Consider the following 16609-nt stretch of genomic DNA (forward strand, 5'->3'; position numbering starts at 1 on the left):
GTTTTTTGCGGGAACGTTAAGAGGCTTTTGGCGCAGGAGAATGCGGGGGAGTGTTTTTTTCGGGAACGTTAAGAGGCTTTTAGCGCAGGAGAATGCGGGGGGATTTCTCACAGCACGGATGTGGTGAGGAGAGCTCTTATAAGGGGGAGGCAGACGCTAACAGAAATTAGATAAAACTCACAAACAACCTATTCACCATTTGAAATGAAATGTGGTGTTTTAACAACCGGCGCTTTGCCGGGTTTTTTATGTCAATAAAACTTTTAGAGGACAAAATGACTGTAACTTATATCGGACTTAATGACCCAATGGCAGTGCGCACATGGTCTAAATTACTAAACCAAGAAGTCTCAAAAGCACTTCCAATTGCACCGTTGATTGGAAATGATTCAAACAGTATCGTACAATTAAAAGATGAAACCACAAAAGCAAGTGGGGATGCTATTAGCTTTAATTTGCGTGTGCAGTTGCTAGGCGATGGGGTGAGCGAAGGGCAGACATTGGAAGGCAATGAAGAAGCTTTACAGTTTCTCAATGATCGCTTGGCAATTAATGAACTCGTTCATGCCGTGCGTGTCAAAAATGAGGGAACGATTGATCAACAACGAATTCTCCATGATTTGCGCACCGAGGCAAAAAATGGTTTGGTTGATTGGTATGCAGATCGTCTGAGTATGATGTTCTTCATTCAAGTGTGTGGTTATACCGCAAAAACAATTAACTTTGAAGGACGCACGATTACCCTTAAACCTGTTCATTATGGGTTTAATGCGCCAACGGCACCAACCAATAAACGTGTGGTACGTCCTAACGATAAAGCAAAAGATGAGGACTTAAAAGAAGACGATGTTTTTGATCTCAGCTTGATTGATAAAGCGGTTGAACGGGCTAAATTGGCAAATCCTAAAATTAGACCCGTGCGGATCGATGGGGAAAATGTTTATGTGCTTTATCTTCATCCAACCCAAGTGACACAATTGCGAACCAATACTGATGCGGGGCAATGGCTCGACATTACTAAGGCAATTTATAGTGGAAGTCGTATCAAAAATCCGCTCTATGATGGGTCTTTGGGCATGTATAATGGTGTGGTTTTGCGCGAAGCTGAACATATTACTGAAGGGGTCGAAGCTGGAACCGCTAATAAAGCTGTGCCAAATGTGCGGCGGGCTGTTCTGCTTGGTGCGCAGAGTGCTGTGATTGCTTTTGGTAAAGATCGAGGGGCGACACGCTATAAATTGGTGGAAGAACTCTTCGACTATGAAAGAGAATTCGGGGTTGCGGCAAAAACCATTATTGGTATGAAAAAAACTTGCTTTACCTTGCCAGGAAGTACGCAAGGGGCTCAGGATTTTGGCACTATTGTCATCCCAACTTATGGAGCACCCGCTTAAAGCGAATGTTTGCTCTCTTCCCCCAACAAGAGGGATCTGTTGGGGGAAAAATTTAAAATGCTTCCAGAAACAAGGACAGGCTTATGACCACTTTATCCTCTGATCCCCAAAATCTAAACCTTACACATTCAGACCATTCTAAAACTTTTGCTTATATGGTCGCGCTTATTCAAGATGAAATTGATGATACAACAGCGGAATATTCCCTGCAAATTCAAGATTCAATTTTTACGGCTTTGCGTTTGTGTGAACGCGAACCCTTTTTCTTTAATGAAAAAAGAGAAAGGACGTTTAAAACACAAAGTGGTAAAACATGGTATGGGCAAGAAGAGGGGGTTTTTATTGAAGCAGAAAAGAGTTTGGAGGGCGTCTTTTTAGTAACAAAGAATGCAACACCAACAAAGTTGTTCTTTAAGCCCTTGGAAGTGTTGCATCAACAATATGGTATGCATCCTGCGCTAGGAACGCCATTCTTTTATACGTACCTTGATCAAAAAATAGGACTCTTTCCAACACCAGAACATGTGGAAACTGTACAGCTTTCTTATGCTCCTGTTCATTTTGCTGATGAACAGCTGAAAGAGGATGATAACCCTTGGTTGATTTATGCTTTTGATCTTATTAAAGCACGGGCAAAATATGAACTTTATAAAAATATCCTTAAAGATCCTGAATATGCCGCCGTTTCTTTCAGAGATTTTCAAGAACAACTTCAAGCTTTGCGCATTGAAACATCGCGCCAAAAAGGTTCTTCAAAGATTCGCCCAATGCGTTTTTAAAAAGTTCATTTCAAATCGTTTATGGCTGGCGTTGAAGGTTGGTTTGGCACTGGTGGCTGGTTTGTCACTTATGGCTGGATTTGCGCGTTGGGTGTTGATGGTGAAGGGCTGGTGGATGGCATTGGGGTGGCCATTATTGATGGTATTGTTTTTTTTTGGTGCGTTAAACAACCTAAGGTTGTTTATTTTGTTGAATTTTATGCCTTTAGAGTTTTTAGGGCTTTTGTGGTTTTTTTATCCATAAACCTTTGTATTTTGAATGGCACTGAGCTTTTCAAAGATTTTATGGGGGGGCCTCTTGATGGCTCTTTCCCCCGTCATTGTGGGGGGTTGATGTGATTGCGGGCAGTTGATTTTGGTTTGGCGCTGGTGGATGGCGTTGGGGTGGACATTATTGATGGTATCGTTTTTTTGGGTGCTTTAAACAATCTAAGGTTGTTTATTTTGTTGAATTTTATGCCTTTAGAGTTTTAAGGGCTTTTGTGGTTTTTTATCAATAAGCCTTGGTGTTTTGAATGGCACTGGGCTCTTCAAAGATTTTATGGGGGTCTTGATGGCTTTTTTCCCAATCGCTGATTATCGACCCGATGTGGCGGATATCAATGGAATTTTTACCGATGAACTTGTTAATGTGCTCCCGGCGGATGGCTCCTATATCCCTATGCCAAGTTTTGAACCTTTATCAGAGCCTTGTCCGGAGCCAATCTTAGGCACTCTTGCGGTTAAAACAAAAAATGGGGTTTCTATTATTGTCGGGACAAGAGATAAAATCTACTTACTTGATAATACAACAATGAACTGGAAAGATATTAGCCAAAAAGGAAAATCTTATCTGGCTAATGTTGATGCTCCGTGGTCTTTTGCTTTGTTTGGTGATTTTATCATTGCTGTGAATGCCAATGATAAACCACAAGTGATTGATATTAATCATGATAAAACATTTAGAAATTTAGGAGGAAATCCACCACAGGCAGGGATTGTTCGAATCTGGGGAGATTTCGTTTGTTTGATGAAATTAACTGAGTATCCAAGACGGGTTCATTGGTCTGGATTAAATGATGCTGAATTTTGGACCGTGGGAAAAAAAAGTTGTGATTATCAAGATTTTCCTGATGGCGGATTCGTCCAAGGGGCAACGGAGACAACAAATCCAATTATCTTTATGCGTTCTGCAATCTATGCTGGTTCTTTTATTCCTGGCTCTAAGATTATTTTTAGTTTCCAAAAAATCCACGATAAACGAGGCGCAAAAAATGCTGAGTCAATTGTTTGTAGAGGCGATTTAGCATTCTTTGCCGATGAGGGCGGGTTTTATCAAATAACAAATGAGGGACAGATTATACCCATTGGGTTCGAAAAAGTCGATCGAACGATGACCGCAAAATCAAGGCAGGATAATCTGTACACTCTGTCTGCTGCTATCGATGGGGTGTATAATCGTGTTTATTGGATGGTTGATTCTGATGAGAATCTTCATAAACGTATCTTGCTCATTTATGATTGGGGATTGCAAAAATGGACAAAAGCTCTCGTCGATATCAAAATGATATTGCCTATTTTCTTAGCAGGAACAACCCTAGAAGGTCTTGATTTTGTGACTAAGAATATTGACGATTTGTCCTTTTCTCTCGATAGTAAAGCTTGGAAAAATGAATCGCCTATTCTGGGGGCATTTGATCAACAGGGGAGACTGGGTTCGTTTTCTGGGGGTCCTATGGCTTGTGTCGTGACATCACAAGAAATGGGGCAGACAAATGGCATGATAACACGGGTGAAAAATATTATGCCTCAAGTCAATAGTGGAAAGTTTTATTTGTCTGTGGGAATGCGCTTTCGACAATCTCTTGAAGAGGAAACTGTTTGGTTGCCAGAAAAACAGCCTTCTTATAATACTGGACAAATTCACTGTCGTGCAAGGGCACGGTTTTATCGCTTTAAATTGCGTATTCCTGAAGGGGTGAATTGGACTCATGTCACTGGATTTGATGTGGAATTGACGCGGGCCGGCATGCGATAGGCATGCCCTTTTGTAATACCGTGCGATAGGCTCAAGCCTCTATTATTAAAGAACAAATGCCCCATAGACTTCCCAAGCCTTTATAAACAAAGGCACAATGCGATAAGCTGTGTCTTTATAATATGAAGAACAAGGTGGTGCGTTATGTTTCATGCTTTTCTGCGATAAAGGAAAATAGGCTGCACCATGGTTTATTTTTATAAAGAAAAAAGTTCCCTTTTTGTTGTGACAAAGGGATAATGGGACTTTTTTTTCTTTTATTGTGTGGGGGGGCATGGAATGCGTGAAATGCGTAGGGGGATGTTATTTGAGGGGAGATGAGTGACAAAGCTAAAAGAACTAAAATTATGATACAAGAGAGTCAAGATTTATATTCTGCTCATCTGACAGAGCAGTGGCCATGGGAAAAAATAGCTCCCTATCAAGAGGCTCTCAATGCTGCATTGAAAAAATATGTTCAGCGCTTTCCGGATGATGTTTGTCTGGAAAAAATTGCTGAAGAAATCACTACAGGACAAGCACAATTGTGGCTGGTCTTAAAAAATAAAATCCAATTTAGTGCTTTTGCAATTACCAAAGTTGAAATAACCCATACGGGAAAAAAATGCGTCGTTCTCTCTGATCTTGCTGGAGAGGGAGGGCTGAAATTGGTCAAGTTGATTGATGAAGTCGAAAAATGGGCGCGAACAATTAATGCTGAAGAAATGCACATGTTTGGAAGAACTGGATGGGCGAAAAAGCTCGCTCATCACGGATATTCTCGTAATCTTATTCAATATAGAAAGGTTCTGAACCCATGAGTAGAAAAACCACACCTCAAGTGCAGACAACAACACAAACAAATGCTCCACCTGCTTGGGCGGCTGATATTCTTAAACAAGCCAGTGCTGATGCACTTGGACTTTATAATAAAGGAATTGGCGGAAACGTTTATCAGGGAGACAGAGTCGCTGGTCTTAGCAATATGACAAAAAATGCGCTGACCGGTTTACAACAAGCAGCAGGGCTCTATAACAATCCAACGGTAACACAATGGTTGAATGCACCAACCAACAGCGCTACAAATCTTTCCGGTATGGCTAAGGGAAGCTGGATTGGAAGCAATAGTAAATTTAATACTGCATTGCAAAATGCTCTGAATAAAACGTCCGATGCAATTAATCAATCGATGTCGGGAGCAGGACGTTATGGCTCTGGGGCTCATACTGGTGTGCTGGCCGATGAGTTAGGCGCCTTGGCAACAAATGCTGCAGCACAGCAATATAATCAAGATATTAACAATATGATGAATGCAAACCAGATGATTGATCGCTCTCAGAATGATCAAGTTAATGCGGCAAATAGCTATTATCAAGGACAGAGTAACGTGCAAAGCAATGCTTTGAAAGGGGGCATGATTCAAGATATAAACCGCCAAAATGTCTTAGATGCTGAACGCCAAAAATGGTCAGAAAAAGATAATCAAGATTGGAACCGATTGCAAAGCTTGTTACAGGTAGGGACACAGGCTGCTGGAAATTACGGAACGACTTCCGGAAAATCCACGACAATGCCTTCTGTGACAAAAGATCCATTGCGTGATGCGCAGCAAGTACTTGGATTGGTCGGAGGAATTTTAGGGCTTTGTGATGTGAGAGCAAAAGAAAATATTATCCCTGTGGGGCAGAAAAAGGGATATCCACTTTATACCTTTAATTATAAGGGAAATCCACAACGTTATCAGGGCGTTATGGCGCAAGACGTGTTGCGTGTGAACCCTGAAGCTGTTTATGTCAATGCGAAAACAAAATTATTGCATGTTGATTATGACAAAATAGGCCTGAAAATGGAAAAAATGAAAATGGAGAAAATGCCGGCATCTAAAAATAAAATTGCGGCTTTCTTTTCTTCATTTTTTGCTCGTTTTCCCTTTTTGAATAAAGAGTATCTTCTATGAGCTCGATTTATGATTGGTCAATTGTTGCATCAGAAAATGCTTATGTCGACGAGAATATAAACTGGGCAGAAGGGCAACCGCCAAGCACAGTCAATGATAGTGCTCGCGCTATGATGCAACGCATCAAAGAATATTTGTTGGATAATGGGGGCGGGATTGAAACACAGTTTACTGTCGATGTGAAAAATGAGAGAACGTCACTTCGTTTGGCAACAAAGTCTTTTTTTGAGACTTATATGGATGGCATTGTTGTGCGCTTTAAAGCACAAGGCGTCAACAGAGGAATAACAAATATTTCTTTAAATCAATTGCCGCCAAGACCAACTTATATGGCAACGCCAGAGGGTATTATGCCTTTAAAGGGCGGGGAAATTCAAAAAGGGGGGCTTTATGAGATCGTCTATACGCGTGATATTGCCGGGAAAAATGCTGATGGCTGGTTTTTAACCAATCCTACTATAAAACTTCCTGAAATTCCGCCCTTTCCTCCTTTGCCTGAAACTTTTTCTTCTGGATTTATCGGGACTTTTGCTACAGAAAAAATACCCTCTGGATGGTTACTGTGTGATGGTAAAGAATATTCGCGAAGGAACTATGCTAATCTCTTTGCTGTTCTGGGAGAAACATGGGGAAAAGGAGACGGGAGAACAACATTCAATGTTCCCGATTTGCGTGGAATGTTTTTACGGGGGCTCGATAGTGGAAAAGAAATTGATAAAGGACGTCGCTTGGGAAGCCGACAAGAAGAGTCTTTTCAATCCCATACCCATGAGGGAAAAACAGATTCAACAGGTAACCACCAGCATAGTTATCCAATGATTGACAAGGTGGTTTGGGATATGAATCACGGTGAATATTATAGAAATCTGGCTCAAGTTTACAATCAAGATCGGTTAACGAAGGCTGCGGGAGAGCATGAACATAAGGTCTTGTTGCAAAAAACAGGGGGGGATGAAACACGCCCCGTCAATATGGCGGTGGTTTATGCTGTCAAAGCCTGAGAATGAAAGCTGTGTGAGAGAAAGATAAAAATGCTAAAATGTTTGTTATGAAAAAAAGTCTTATTGAATATAAAGTCTTATAGAATATATTGTGCAGAAAGTTTTGAGGCGCTTTAGAAAAAACTTAACTCTCTTTATTATTTTATTTTTTGTGCTGCCTTTGTTGGATGTCTAAAGGTCAGTTTGCCTATTGTTCTTTAGAGGATCAAGACAGTGATTATTGAAGGTAGAGGGAGAACAAAAAACCTTTCTTTATTCATGGCGTTTTTTACTGAGGAATAAAGATTTTATCCCAAATGCCTCTCTCTTGTGGTGTCGTGATCCATTATTTCAAGTGCTGGGTTTAAAGCGCTGCTGTGCGATGACAAAAAAAACATGGGTAAAATTTATCCTATTATACCGTAAAACACCGTCATTAAAACACTATTATTGAAGGTGGTTATATCAGTAAGATAGCTTAAAGTATTTAATACATTAGCAACTGTTTAGAGAAGGATTTGCTTGGTTAAGTATTATGCAGTGAATCATATAAGTGAGCAGCAGACGGAATCCTTTCAGAAGAGTTGGATTGTTTACAAACCGATGTGGGCTAAAATCTTCGTCCTTTGAGGTGGTGGAAAGAGGTCAACGGATATGTTTATTTAAAGCGAGAAAAGGCAAAATGGAGCGCTTTCTTTTTTGGCAAAGCGTGTAGGAAAAAAGGGCTCTTTGCTTTCAAAATGGTCGCACTGTTGGCAAGAGCAGCAGGTTGGCGATGCGTTGTAATACGTGGTGAGGCATTGAACCCTCTGAGATGGCATTTTGTGCTTATCAGGCAACTTCTTGAAACGGGATGAGAGTGATACGAGAAAATCTGTAAGACAATAGTTTATTCCGTTGTGTTGTAAAATACCATTGTTTGAGATGCGGTTAAAATTTTATGCATGGGGTGTTTTTCGTCTGTGTGTATTCCTAAAGCAGCGTTTTTTTGTAGAGTAACTCTGGACAGGGGATACATTACAAGGATGCATTTGAAGGGGGAAGCCAAGTCAAATCTGTTAGATAAGAAGCCAGATTGTTTACAAAGCATTGTTTATTGATTGCCATTATTTAAAGACCGGTGTGGGCTTTGTCCTTTTGGGGAAAGCTGACACAGCATGCAAGGTGACATGCATTTCTCTTTGGTTTCAGGTGATAAAATCAACATTTTAGGTGGAAAACAGAATATAATCTAAAAAAATACCTTGTAAAAATTTTCGATGAGGAAATTTTTTTCAAAAGCTTTTCATATGGTTTTCTGAGGTTTTCTGAGGTTTTCTGAGGTTTTCTGAGGTTTTCTGAGGTTTTCTGAGGTTTTCTGAGGTTTTCTGAGGTTTTCTGAGGTTTTCTGAGGTTTTCTGAGGTTTTCTGAGGTTTTCTGAGGTTTTCTGAGGTTTTCTGAGGTTTTCTGAGGTTTTCTGAGGTTTTCTGAGGTTTTCTGAGGTTTTCTGAGGTTTTCTGNGCCGTACAACGAAAAAAGAGATGCAAATGCCTTAATACGCGTTTAGCTTATCAAAAAGGGGGATATAATGGCACTTTTTCCATTTTCTATTGCTGATATTGATGATCCGGAATGTATTCGTGTGGTTCTTTATGCTAGCGGAAGAATGGGACATGCTCCTTTAAACGCATTGTTGAAGAAAGCATATGAAGATATTACAAAAATTGCAAAGCGCATGGATGCTTTAGAAAAAAAATTAAATGCTCTAGATCTTACCAATGTCGAACAGAAAAACAATGAGAACGAAGAGAAGCAAGACAGTATTAATAGTGTTGTGAGTGGTGGAATAACGACATCAAGCAGTTTTGTGAGCGCACCAGAAATTAAAACAGAATCATCGTCCGCTGGAGACATCGTTTTTTCTTCAATATACGATGCGCCAAAAATAGATTACAGCTCTTTTGTTTCAAAATTTACAGCACATAAGCCGCTAAAAATACACAGTAGTGTTGCTCAAGACATCAGTGTTGAGCATTCTAGAGAGATTTCTTCTTTGTTAGAAAAGGAAAAATAGAAAAGAGTGATCATAACAATATGTATGGGTTGAAGCTATAGATGAGATAAACCTGATTTATATCTTCGGTGGGGATTGGAATTGCACTCTGTTTGAGATGTTAAAAAAGGGTAAAAAATTGATAGAGAAGCGTTGTTGCAGGATAAGTTGATCATGCGTTGTTGGGGAGAGTAGGGCGCATATTGAAATCTAAGGGCAAGTTTTTAAAGCCTACAGAGAAAGGAGCCGTGTTCGAACAAAAACGCATGACAAAAGAAGTTTTAAAAAAGATAAAAAATCTTGCAATCATTTTAAAAAGCTTTTTGGATAGGGCGTTTGATGATTTTAAATCTATAAAAAATTGCCATTTTTACGCTTTTTAAAAAGAGAAAAAGTGCAGTTCATCGCAATTTTAATTTGTTAAAAATCCCATAAAAAGAAAATGTTAATTGCTAAAAGGACAAAAGCAGAAAAATGCCTATAAGAAAATCATGCGTATCGTTGTGTCTTTTCTTATAAAGAAGAGAAATGCTATACTGTTGGAGCAGGCTTGAAGGCTAACGTTTCACTTGTTTTCTTATCAGACAAGATTGTACAAGCGGTTGTTGATTTGTCTTGTCCTGTTTATGCTGTAAAGACTGTCCTTTCAGGTGTGATGATATAAGGCAAGCCTCTTTGTAAGAGCTTCCATGATACAAAAAGTGTTTTTTAAAGGGCATGGCAAATATTTAAGGCAGGCTTATTTGTTGAGCTTTAAGTTTAAATCAATCACATGCGGGAAAGCCAAATGGACCCCGATGCAATCTGGGCTGTTGATAGATCAGATTGCATGAAGAATCTTCATCTTTTGAAGTGGTGAATGTAAGTTAAGAAAAACCAGCTTTTACAAGCGTAAAAGAATGAGTCTTATTATAATTATGGATTTAAACTATGTATGTTTTCTATAGATTATATTGAAATAAAGCCACAAAGTATTTTGTTTTATTTGATACGTTTTTATTTTAGAAAGTGCATTGCTGTAAACAACTCTCCTCAATACGAAGATGTCATTATTTATACTATTTTTGGATAATTTTTATAAATATAATTAAAAAGCTTGCAATACTATACGTTTTGTGTATAAGTATTTATTATTGATTTCTTTTGTATTTTATTTAGTTATATCTCTATTCATAAGCCGCGCCTTTAAATGGTGCGGCTTTTTTACTTTCTAATAACAGGGGCGCTATATATTTGTTATTGAGATGGCTTTGGATATGTTTCGCATCATTGTATTTTGTAATTTCGTTTTGCAGTGAAATCTCTAAATTCTTGTGTGTTTTATCCCAATAGGGAAGATTCAAATAAAAATGCAGGCGTCATTTTTGTTTCTTTGCTTTGGTTGGGGGCGTTGAATAGTTAAAGAATCTTGTTACTGTTTGACGGAGAATGATATGGGACGAAGCATAAAATGGTGATGCCCTTGAAGGGTATTATCATGCATGCCAGCATGGTCAAAAATGCAAATGTGTCTTTAACAGTGTTTGTTGATCTCGATTATCAAGTCCATTCTTTTCTTTGTTTGGAGTTTTACATCTATAATCTCTTATCTTGTTTTAGCGACTGCTTTTTGAGGGGGCGGTAATAGAAGGCGTGTAAGATTTTATATATGAAGTGTTTGTGTGGTGAATAACGGTAAATCCATTGGCACTCCCATCTTTACGCTTATGTAGAGGCAAGCCCGCACCATCATTATATTTGCTCGCTCCCAATATTACGACAGCCTTGGTTCGTGAGACGCTTCATAAGAGGCATATGCCTTTCTTATACAGTTTTTAATCCACATGCTAGCTCCGCTTGTAACTTGTAAGCAACATGGTTTTGGTTGATTTAACATAAACAGGTTTGAAATGAGAGAATCCTATGGTGTTGGGGTCTCTCATTCAACATGCAAAACAATAAATACTCTTTATAAATCAATATGACATGTCTTAAAGAAGACGAATTGTTTATAGATCCGCATGGATGAAGAATCTTCGTCTTTAAAGGTGATGAGAGAAAATCATCAGCCCTATTTTTTCGTAAAGGGCATGAGAAAAGTGTTTTACAAGAATTTTATACGATAAGAATTATACGATAAAAAAAAGAGGGGCTTTTGACATAAGAGTCTTGATCGTTTGTTGCTATAACCTGTATTGTATACACAAATACTTCTATCATTTTTTGCTGTAAAAGCTTCTCTTGGGATGTTAAAGGGTACAATCTTTATGGAAAAAAGAATCCGAGCAAGACAAAAGGCTTATTTCAAAAGATTATATCGCAAGATTGCTTTTGTTTGCATAATACTTTTTTGTATAGTGTTTTTGTGTTTTGTTGTTGCTAAGGTGGTTAGTTATTTTTCTTCTCATAAAAAAGTAACACAACAAGCACCCGTTGAATTGGTTATTCCTGTTTTTGATCTGCGCGTATATTGCAAGGAAATTTCTGCTTCCGTTATGCCCGATATGAAAAGAGAAGTTTATCAGCATTGTCTTAATTTGGAAAGTGAGGCCTATTTTGCTATTCGTGAAATGTGGGATAAGCTTTCTGATAGTGCTAAAAAACAATGTTTGACGATGGTCCGTCCTGGGGATGGAAATTATTTTCTCTTACGAGACTGTTTTCTCAATGAAAAAGAAAATAAAACAGGCAAAAGGCGCAATTACTTTTAAGTTTTTATACGGAAAGTTAAAAGGATGCGAATTTTTATAAAAAAATAAAAGCCTCTTAAATGACTATCTGCCTCAAGACCAATAGCAACCTGATTTATTTATCTTGTTATATCGCACTTCTTATTATTTAAGGTGTGGCGACATAAGGTATGGATGCCGCCTTGAAATGTTTAAGGGGGCGTGGTGGAGTTTCAGAAGGATTTGTTGCGCTTTTTTAAGGGAAGAACGAGTGTGGGAAATCCATTTCGTAATGGTTTTGGTGAATGGTATAATCCTCATAAAATGTATAAAATTTATAGAGCATGTTCATCTTTATGGTTTAAAAAAGAGTAAGCCGGTACTATCTCACACTTTGCTTGCTCCCAATGGTGTCTCTCGACAGCCCTTTAGCCTTAGAGACGGTTCATAAGAGGTACTTTAAGTCTTTTTTATTGTTTTTACTCCACACAGGTTTCCCCACGTGTAACATGCAAGAAAAAGAGATTGATTCAACAGCAAACAGATAGAAAATGAAAAATCCTACGGTATTAAGTTTTCTTACTTAACACAAAAAATATGAATTATCATTATAAACCAATTCACTGTACGAATTTTATAAGAATTTTCATTGTTGACAGACCAGTGTGACTCGAGAATCTTCGTTCTTTAAGGGTGCAAGTCAATAGACATGACAAAAATGAGTAAAAAAACTTCCTTTTATAAACATTCAAGGCTGCTTCATGCGTAAAACGCTGTGCTGGGTTTACAAATGTGCTTGTTTTATAATTCTAGTTTTCTTTATCAGAAAATACTTTATCAGAAAAGATAAGTGAGGAAATGCATTAGCCCATTTTTATTGATAGGCTTTGAGGAGGGTATTTTGTTGAGAAGAAACTGATTTTTAAAAAAAGTTTGATATATTGGTCGGGTTTTTCATAATTTAATATTTTTTTGTATTTAAATATTTTATTTTTAAGCTCAATTTGTTATAAATAAAAACTGTGATTAACTTAAAAACTCTATGGGTTAAAATAGAAATTGATAGTATCATTAACTTGTTTGGGAAAGAAGATTGATCTCTTGGTGATTATAGGGCTTGAATAATACTTCGTGTTAATCTATCTATAAAAATCAAGAGGTTTTGTGAAGCGATCGTGGATTGTCGCTCGCAAGGGGTTGCTTTAGCGATGAAGAGAGGCTATATTTATAAAATAAAGAGGTTCGCGCAGTGACTCGTTGGGATGGAAGTGCTTGTGGTTTAAATGCACGAGGGGTAGAGAATATCGGCGTTTTTAAGAGCTGTGGTTTTAGAGCAAAAAAGGAAGCTTCTAATATTCTCTGGCAGGAATTTTTTCTTTGTCAGGTATGTTGTGTGTGTGTGTTTTCCTTTTTGTTTTCCACAAGATAATTATTTTTTTAGTGAAATATGGTTTATTTAAAAAAAACACTTGGCATTTTACGTGAACATCATTAGATTTCTGCTGTTTGACAGAGAAAAAGGGAATTTTTGATTTACGATTTCCCTGCTGTTTTGTGATTTTCAAGAAAATATATGCTTTTATCAATATCAGTAGGGTTCGTTTGAGTGAAATAAACGCGGATAGCTTGATAATCGTATGTTAAAAATGATCAGCATTATCAAAAGATAATGTAATGAGGAAGCGTCAATTAAGACACACAATAAGACAAACACTCCAAAAAGGGATAAAGATGAGGCCACAACAAAATAGACGGGTACGCGGTCGCAATAATAACAATAATGGTAATAACAATAATAATCGTCGCGGTCCTAATCCGTTGTCTCGCAATTATGAAAGTAGCGGTCCGGATGTTAAAATTCGCGGGAATGCTCAGCAAATTGCCGATAAATACATAAGCCTTGCGCGTGATGCACAAGGTGCAGGTGATCGTGTTATGTCGGAAAATTATTTACAACATGCCGAGCACTATTTGCGTATTATTTTAGCAGCAGCTGGGCAAATGTCTCAATCGGTTCGGCGTGATGAAAATCGTGGTGATGAAAACGAAAATCGTGATGAAAACAATGGGCAAGAATGCGGTGAAATAAATCTTTATGGTGAAAAAAAGGATACTGTTGAGGGTGATACAGATGTATTACAAATGTCGTCGCAAAAAAATGGCAATGGCCAATATGATAAAGCGCAAAATGGGGATGCGCGTGAAAACGCTTTAGAGGCTCTATCGGATGGAAAAACAGATCAAGAGCACAGTCTTTCTGAGAAAAATGTTGAACCCGTCAAAAAAACACGTCGTTCTCCCCGTCGACGTACTGTACGGACTCAAGATGAATCATCTCTTGAGCTTTCACTTACAACAGCAGAAAGCTCTAGCAATGGAGATGCATCAACAGCAACAAAAGAGGATTCTTCCTTGCCTGGATTAGGTGAGGGGATACAGAGAAAACCGCGCCGTCGCCGAGTGGTCAATCTTGAGGCAGAGGAAAATGTTTAAACCTGAAAGGTGCTGTATAAGCGCTTGTGGTGATGTTATTGGTATTATGATAGTAAATTGTATATACTCAAGAAGCCTCTTGCGCTTTCTTTGAATTTTCACGGGCAGTATTGAGACTTAACAAAGGGTGTTGACAGAAAAGATTGCCTCTTTGCTGGGATTTAAATGAGGGAATACAGAGAAAGATGCGTCGTCGCTCAAGTGGTCAATCTTGAGGCAGAGGAAAATGTTTAAACCTGAAAGGTGCTGTATAAGCGCTTATGGTGATGTTATTGGTATCATGATAGTAAATTGTATATACTCAAGAAGCTTCTTGCGCTTTCTTTGGATTTTCACGGGCAGTATTGAGACTTAACAAAGGGTGTTGACAGAAAAGATTGCCTCTTTGCTGGGATTTAAGTAAGGGAATACAGAGAAAACCGCATCCGTGTATTTTAAGAGGCAGTTCTTTTATGAAGAACGCAATGTCGTTGTTTTATTTAATTCACACTTATATTTAATATTGTTCAATGTATTTATGCCCATTTCGCGTTGGTGTTCATGAATTCTATTATGTGAAATTCATCGGCTATCTTTGCTTAATAAAAGATGTAAGCTGGGCGTTATTGCTTTAATTTTCAATGTTGCAACAGTTCTTCTTTTGATACCGGATCATTCATAAGAGGTATTTTTATTCATCCATTTCCTTGCTGGGATATGTAAAGAAATGATTTTGATTCAGTTTCTTACGAACAGATTTGAAAGGGAGAATCTTATAGTATTTGAGATTCTCGTTTGACATGCAAAATAAATCATCACTATAAATTAATATGTTGAATTTTTGCACTCAAGAAGAGGTATTTCTTGCACGTTTATTAGCTTTTCCCAAGTGATGTCAGTTTTCTTAAAAATGGGAATGCGTTGACAGAAAGGTTTCTTCTTTTCCAAGATTTAAGTGAGGGGATACAGTAAAAAACGCGCCGTCGCCCGTGTGGTGTATATTTAATGCTTATCACATTGATTTATAATAATAATTCATTGTTTTGAATGTTAGATTGGAGCCCCTAAGCCCCTAGAATTCTCTCATGTCCAAATTTGTTCCATGTTGAATCAACAAAAAACATTCGCTTGCACGTTGCAAACGGGGAGAGCCCGTGTGGATAAATTTGTATAAGAAAGGAATAAAAATGGCTCTTATGAACTCTCTCTAGCGCCAAGGGCTGTTGGCAACACCCACGAGTTGGCAAAGCGTGTGATAGTGTCGGCTTGCAGAAAATGTTAAATCTTCAAGGATGCTATGTTAAGCGCTTATTGATGTTAGTTTTCTTAATGAGGCATTATCTTCGAACTCTCTTTTGTTGTTTCAACAGAAAGAACGGCGATTAGAGCACCGGTATGATAATTGTAAATCATAAATTTTGTTTGTCCATCAGGGGTTAAAACTTTCAGTACAATATTGTGTTCTGAGAGGCTTTGCGACAAAATCTGTGTTTTTTCCGGTAGAGAGAGCGTATGATGGATAACGTGTGGGTTTTTGCTGGGAGAGGAAGATAACTCGGTTTGTTTTGGCGCTGATCCGGTTGTTATCACTTTATAAACAATTAAAAACAGTACGGTTAGAATAAGGAAAAGCGTTATTAAAACGGAAATAATCATTAAACCCATAAGTTTTTTTCTCACTCGTTCTACGGCAGGGTCTAAAGGGAGATCTTGAGGCAGAGAATTTTGCTCTGTGTGATGGTCTTTTGAAGGTTGCATTCGCTTATTATCCATCATGTCTTTCATTGATTATTTTTTTGAGATCTGATGGGTTTATGCTTTTAAAGTTTTTTGTGCAAGAGGTTTGTGGAAGAAGAATGCAAAAGAGGAAGCGATGTTGGTAAAATATCTTCTTTGTGGACTGTAGACACCTTGTCCTTTACGTTTTGGCTTTTAAGAAGAAAATTTCCATGGTTTGTTACAGACCAGATCAAGTTTACTTCTTGTTGATGCAAATTTGCATGTACGTTTATACATTGGGCAAAAATTTGTTGTCCATAAAGTGCAAACTTTTTTGTGGACGGTACCATGGCTTGTTCACAAGCTTGAGCCGTTGGATAGATTTTAACCATTGTATTGTTCGAATAGCAACTATTAAAATCATCTGTACATGAAACTAATAAGAGGATAAAAACAAGGGGATTCATCAATTATTTTCCAAATGAGAGGTTGACAGAGCGGACTCCAATTTGTCAGCCTAGGGGCTTCTTCACTGTTAAACGCTTTCAAAGTTTTTTAGTTCCCCTTTGAGATGGGTTTTCCCCTTTGAGATGGGTTTTCCCCTTTGAGATGGGTTTTCCCCTTTGAGATG

General features: G+C 38.1%; 13 protein-coding genes. 11 read left to right on the forward strand and 2 right to left on the reverse strand.

The window, feature by feature from the left end:
- Positions 1–275 precede the first annotated feature (275 nt).
- The 11 genes from ACFILU_RS08805 to ACFILU_RS08855 all read left to right on the forward strand — a co-directional run bounded on the left by ACFILU_RS08805 (position 276) and on the right by ACFILU_RS08855 (position 14280).
- Positions 276–1394 (forward strand): N4-gp56 family major capsid protein, encoded by a 1119-nt coding sequence (locus ACFILU_RS08805; protein ID WP_273791303.1) that lies wholly within the window; start codon positions 276–278, stop codon positions 1392–1394.
- A gap of 83 nt (positions 1395–1477) precedes the next feature.
- The gene (locus ACFILU_RS08810; RefSeq protein ID WP_375659830.1) at positions 1478–2173 is read left to right on the forward strand and encodes a hypothetical protein; all 696 of its coding nucleotides are present in this window, start codon (positions 1478–1480) and stop codon (positions 2171–2173) included.
- 21 nt (positions 2174–2194) lie between these two features.
- Positions 2195–2512, forward strand: a complete 318-nt coding sequence (locus tag ACFILU_RS08815) for a hypothetical protein (RefSeq protein ID WP_375675629.1) — start codon at positions 2195–2197, stop codon at positions 2510–2512.
- Positions 2513–2647, forward strand: coding sequence for a hypothetical protein (locus ACFILU_RS08820; protein ID WP_375675631.1), 135 nt, complete (start codon positions 2513–2515; stop codon positions 2645–2647). It abuts the gene before it with no gap.
- 79 nt (positions 2648–2726) lie between these two features.
- Positions 2727–4190, forward strand: a complete 1464-nt coding sequence (locus tag ACFILU_RS08825) for a hypothetical protein (RefSeq protein WP_375659827.1) — start codon at positions 2727–2729, stop codon at positions 4188–4190.
- A gap of 317 nt (positions 4191–4507) precedes the next feature.
- On the forward strand, positions 4508–4990 hold the full coding sequence (locus ACFILU_RS08830; protein WP_375675632.1) for a hypothetical protein: 483 nt from the start codon (positions 4508–4510) through the stop codon (positions 4988–4990).
- The gene (locus tag ACFILU_RS08835) at positions 4987–6126 is read left to right on the forward strand and encodes a tail fiber domain-containing protein (RefSeq protein WP_273791309.1); all 1140 of its coding nucleotides are present in this window, start codon (positions 4987–4989) and stop codon (positions 6124–6126) included. The genes ACFILU_RS08830 and ACFILU_RS08835 overlap by 4 nt, the downstream gene beginning before the upstream one ends.
- Entirely contained in the window at positions 6123–7127 is a 1005-nt protein-coding gene (locus ACFILU_RS08840; RefSeq protein ID WP_375675633.1) for a phage tail protein, read from the forward strand. Before ACFILU_RS08835 ends, ACFILU_RS08840 begins: the two co-directional genes overlap by 4 nt.
- A gap of 1547 nt (positions 7128–8674) precedes the next feature.
- A complete protein-coding gene (locus tag ACFILU_RS08845) occupies positions 8675–9160 on the forward strand; it encodes a hypothetical protein (RefSeq protein ID WP_375675634.1) in 486 nt (161 codons plus the stop codon).
- A 2225-nt stretch (positions 9161–11385) separates the two neighbouring features.
- A complete protein-coding gene (locus tag ACFILU_RS08850) occupies positions 11386–11829 on the forward strand; it encodes a hypothetical protein (RefSeq protein ID WP_273791315.1) in 444 nt (147 codons plus the stop codon).
- 1689 nt (positions 11830–13518) lie between these two features.
- The gene (locus ACFILU_RS08855; RefSeq protein WP_375675636.1) at positions 13519–14280 is read left to right on the forward strand and encodes a DUF4167 domain-containing protein; all 762 of its coding nucleotides are present in this window, start codon (positions 13519–13521) and stop codon (positions 14278–14280) included.
- Between the two features lie 1305 nt (positions 14281–15585).
- On the opposite strand, the gene ACFILU_RS08860 is transcribed toward ACFILU_RS08855, so the two are convergent.
- A complete protein-coding gene (locus ACFILU_RS08860) occupies positions 15586–16035 on the reverse strand; it encodes a hypothetical protein (protein ID WP_273791317.1) in 450 nt (149 codons plus the stop codon).
- A 44-nt stretch (positions 16036–16079) separates the two neighbouring features.
- On the reverse strand, positions 16080–16445 hold the full coding sequence (locus tag ACFILU_RS08865; RefSeq protein ID WP_273791326.1) for a hypothetical protein: 366 nt from the start codon (positions 16443–16445) through the stop codon (positions 16080–16082).
- Between the last annotated feature and the right edge of the window lie 164 nt (positions 16446–16609).

Origin of the sequence: Bartonella sp. CL100XZDX (genome assembly GCF_042195375.1) — a bacterium.
GTDB lineage: Bacteria > Pseudomonadota > Alphaproteobacteria > Rhizobiales > Rhizobiaceae > Bartonella.

Coding starts and splice junctions, on each gene's coding strand:
- ACFILU_RS08860 (WP_273791317.1), bottom strand. CDS start 16,035: ATGATGGATAATAAGCGAATGCAACCTTCAAAAGACCATCACACAGAG.
- ACFILU_RS08825 (WP_375659827.1), top strand. CDS start 2,727: ATGGCTTTTTTCCCAATCGCTGATTATCGACCCGATGTGGCGGATATC.
- ACFILU_RS08865 (WP_273791326.1), bottom strand. CDS start 16,445: ATGAATCCCCTTGTTTTTATCCTCTTATTAGTTTCATGTACAGATGAT.
- ACFILU_RS08805 (WP_273791303.1), top strand. CDS start 276: ATGACTGTAACTTATATCGGACTTAATGACCCAATGGCAGTGCGCACA.
- ACFILU_RS08830 (WP_375675632.1), top strand. CDS start 4,508: ATGAGTGACAAAGCTAAAAGAACTAAAATTATGATACAAGAGAGTCAA.
- ACFILU_RS08855 (WP_375675636.1), top strand. CDS start 13,519: ATGAGGCCACAACAAAATAGACGGGTACGCGGTCGCAATAATAACAAT.
- ACFILU_RS08845 (WP_375675634.1), top strand. CDS start 8,675: ATGGCACTTTTTCCATTTTCTATTGCTGATATTGATGATCCGGAATGT.
- ACFILU_RS08850 (WP_273791315.1), top strand. CDS start 11,386: ATGGAAAAAAGAATCCGAGCAAGACAAAAGGCTTATTTCAAAAGATTA.
- ACFILU_RS08815 (WP_375675629.1), top strand. CDS start 2,195: ATGGCTGGCGTTGAAGGTTGGTTTGGCACTGGTGGCTGGTTTGTCACT.
- ACFILU_RS08840 (WP_375675633.1), top strand. CDS start 6,123: ATGAGCTCGATTTATGATTGGTCAATTGTTGCATCAGAAAATGCTTAT.
- ACFILU_RS08810 (WP_375659830.1), top strand. CDS start 1,478: ATGACCACTTTATCCTCTGATCCCCAAAATCTAAACCTTACACATTCA.
- ACFILU_RS08835 (WP_273791309.1), top strand. CDS start 4,987: ATGAGTAGAAAAACCACACCTCAAGTGCAGACAACAACACAAACAAAT.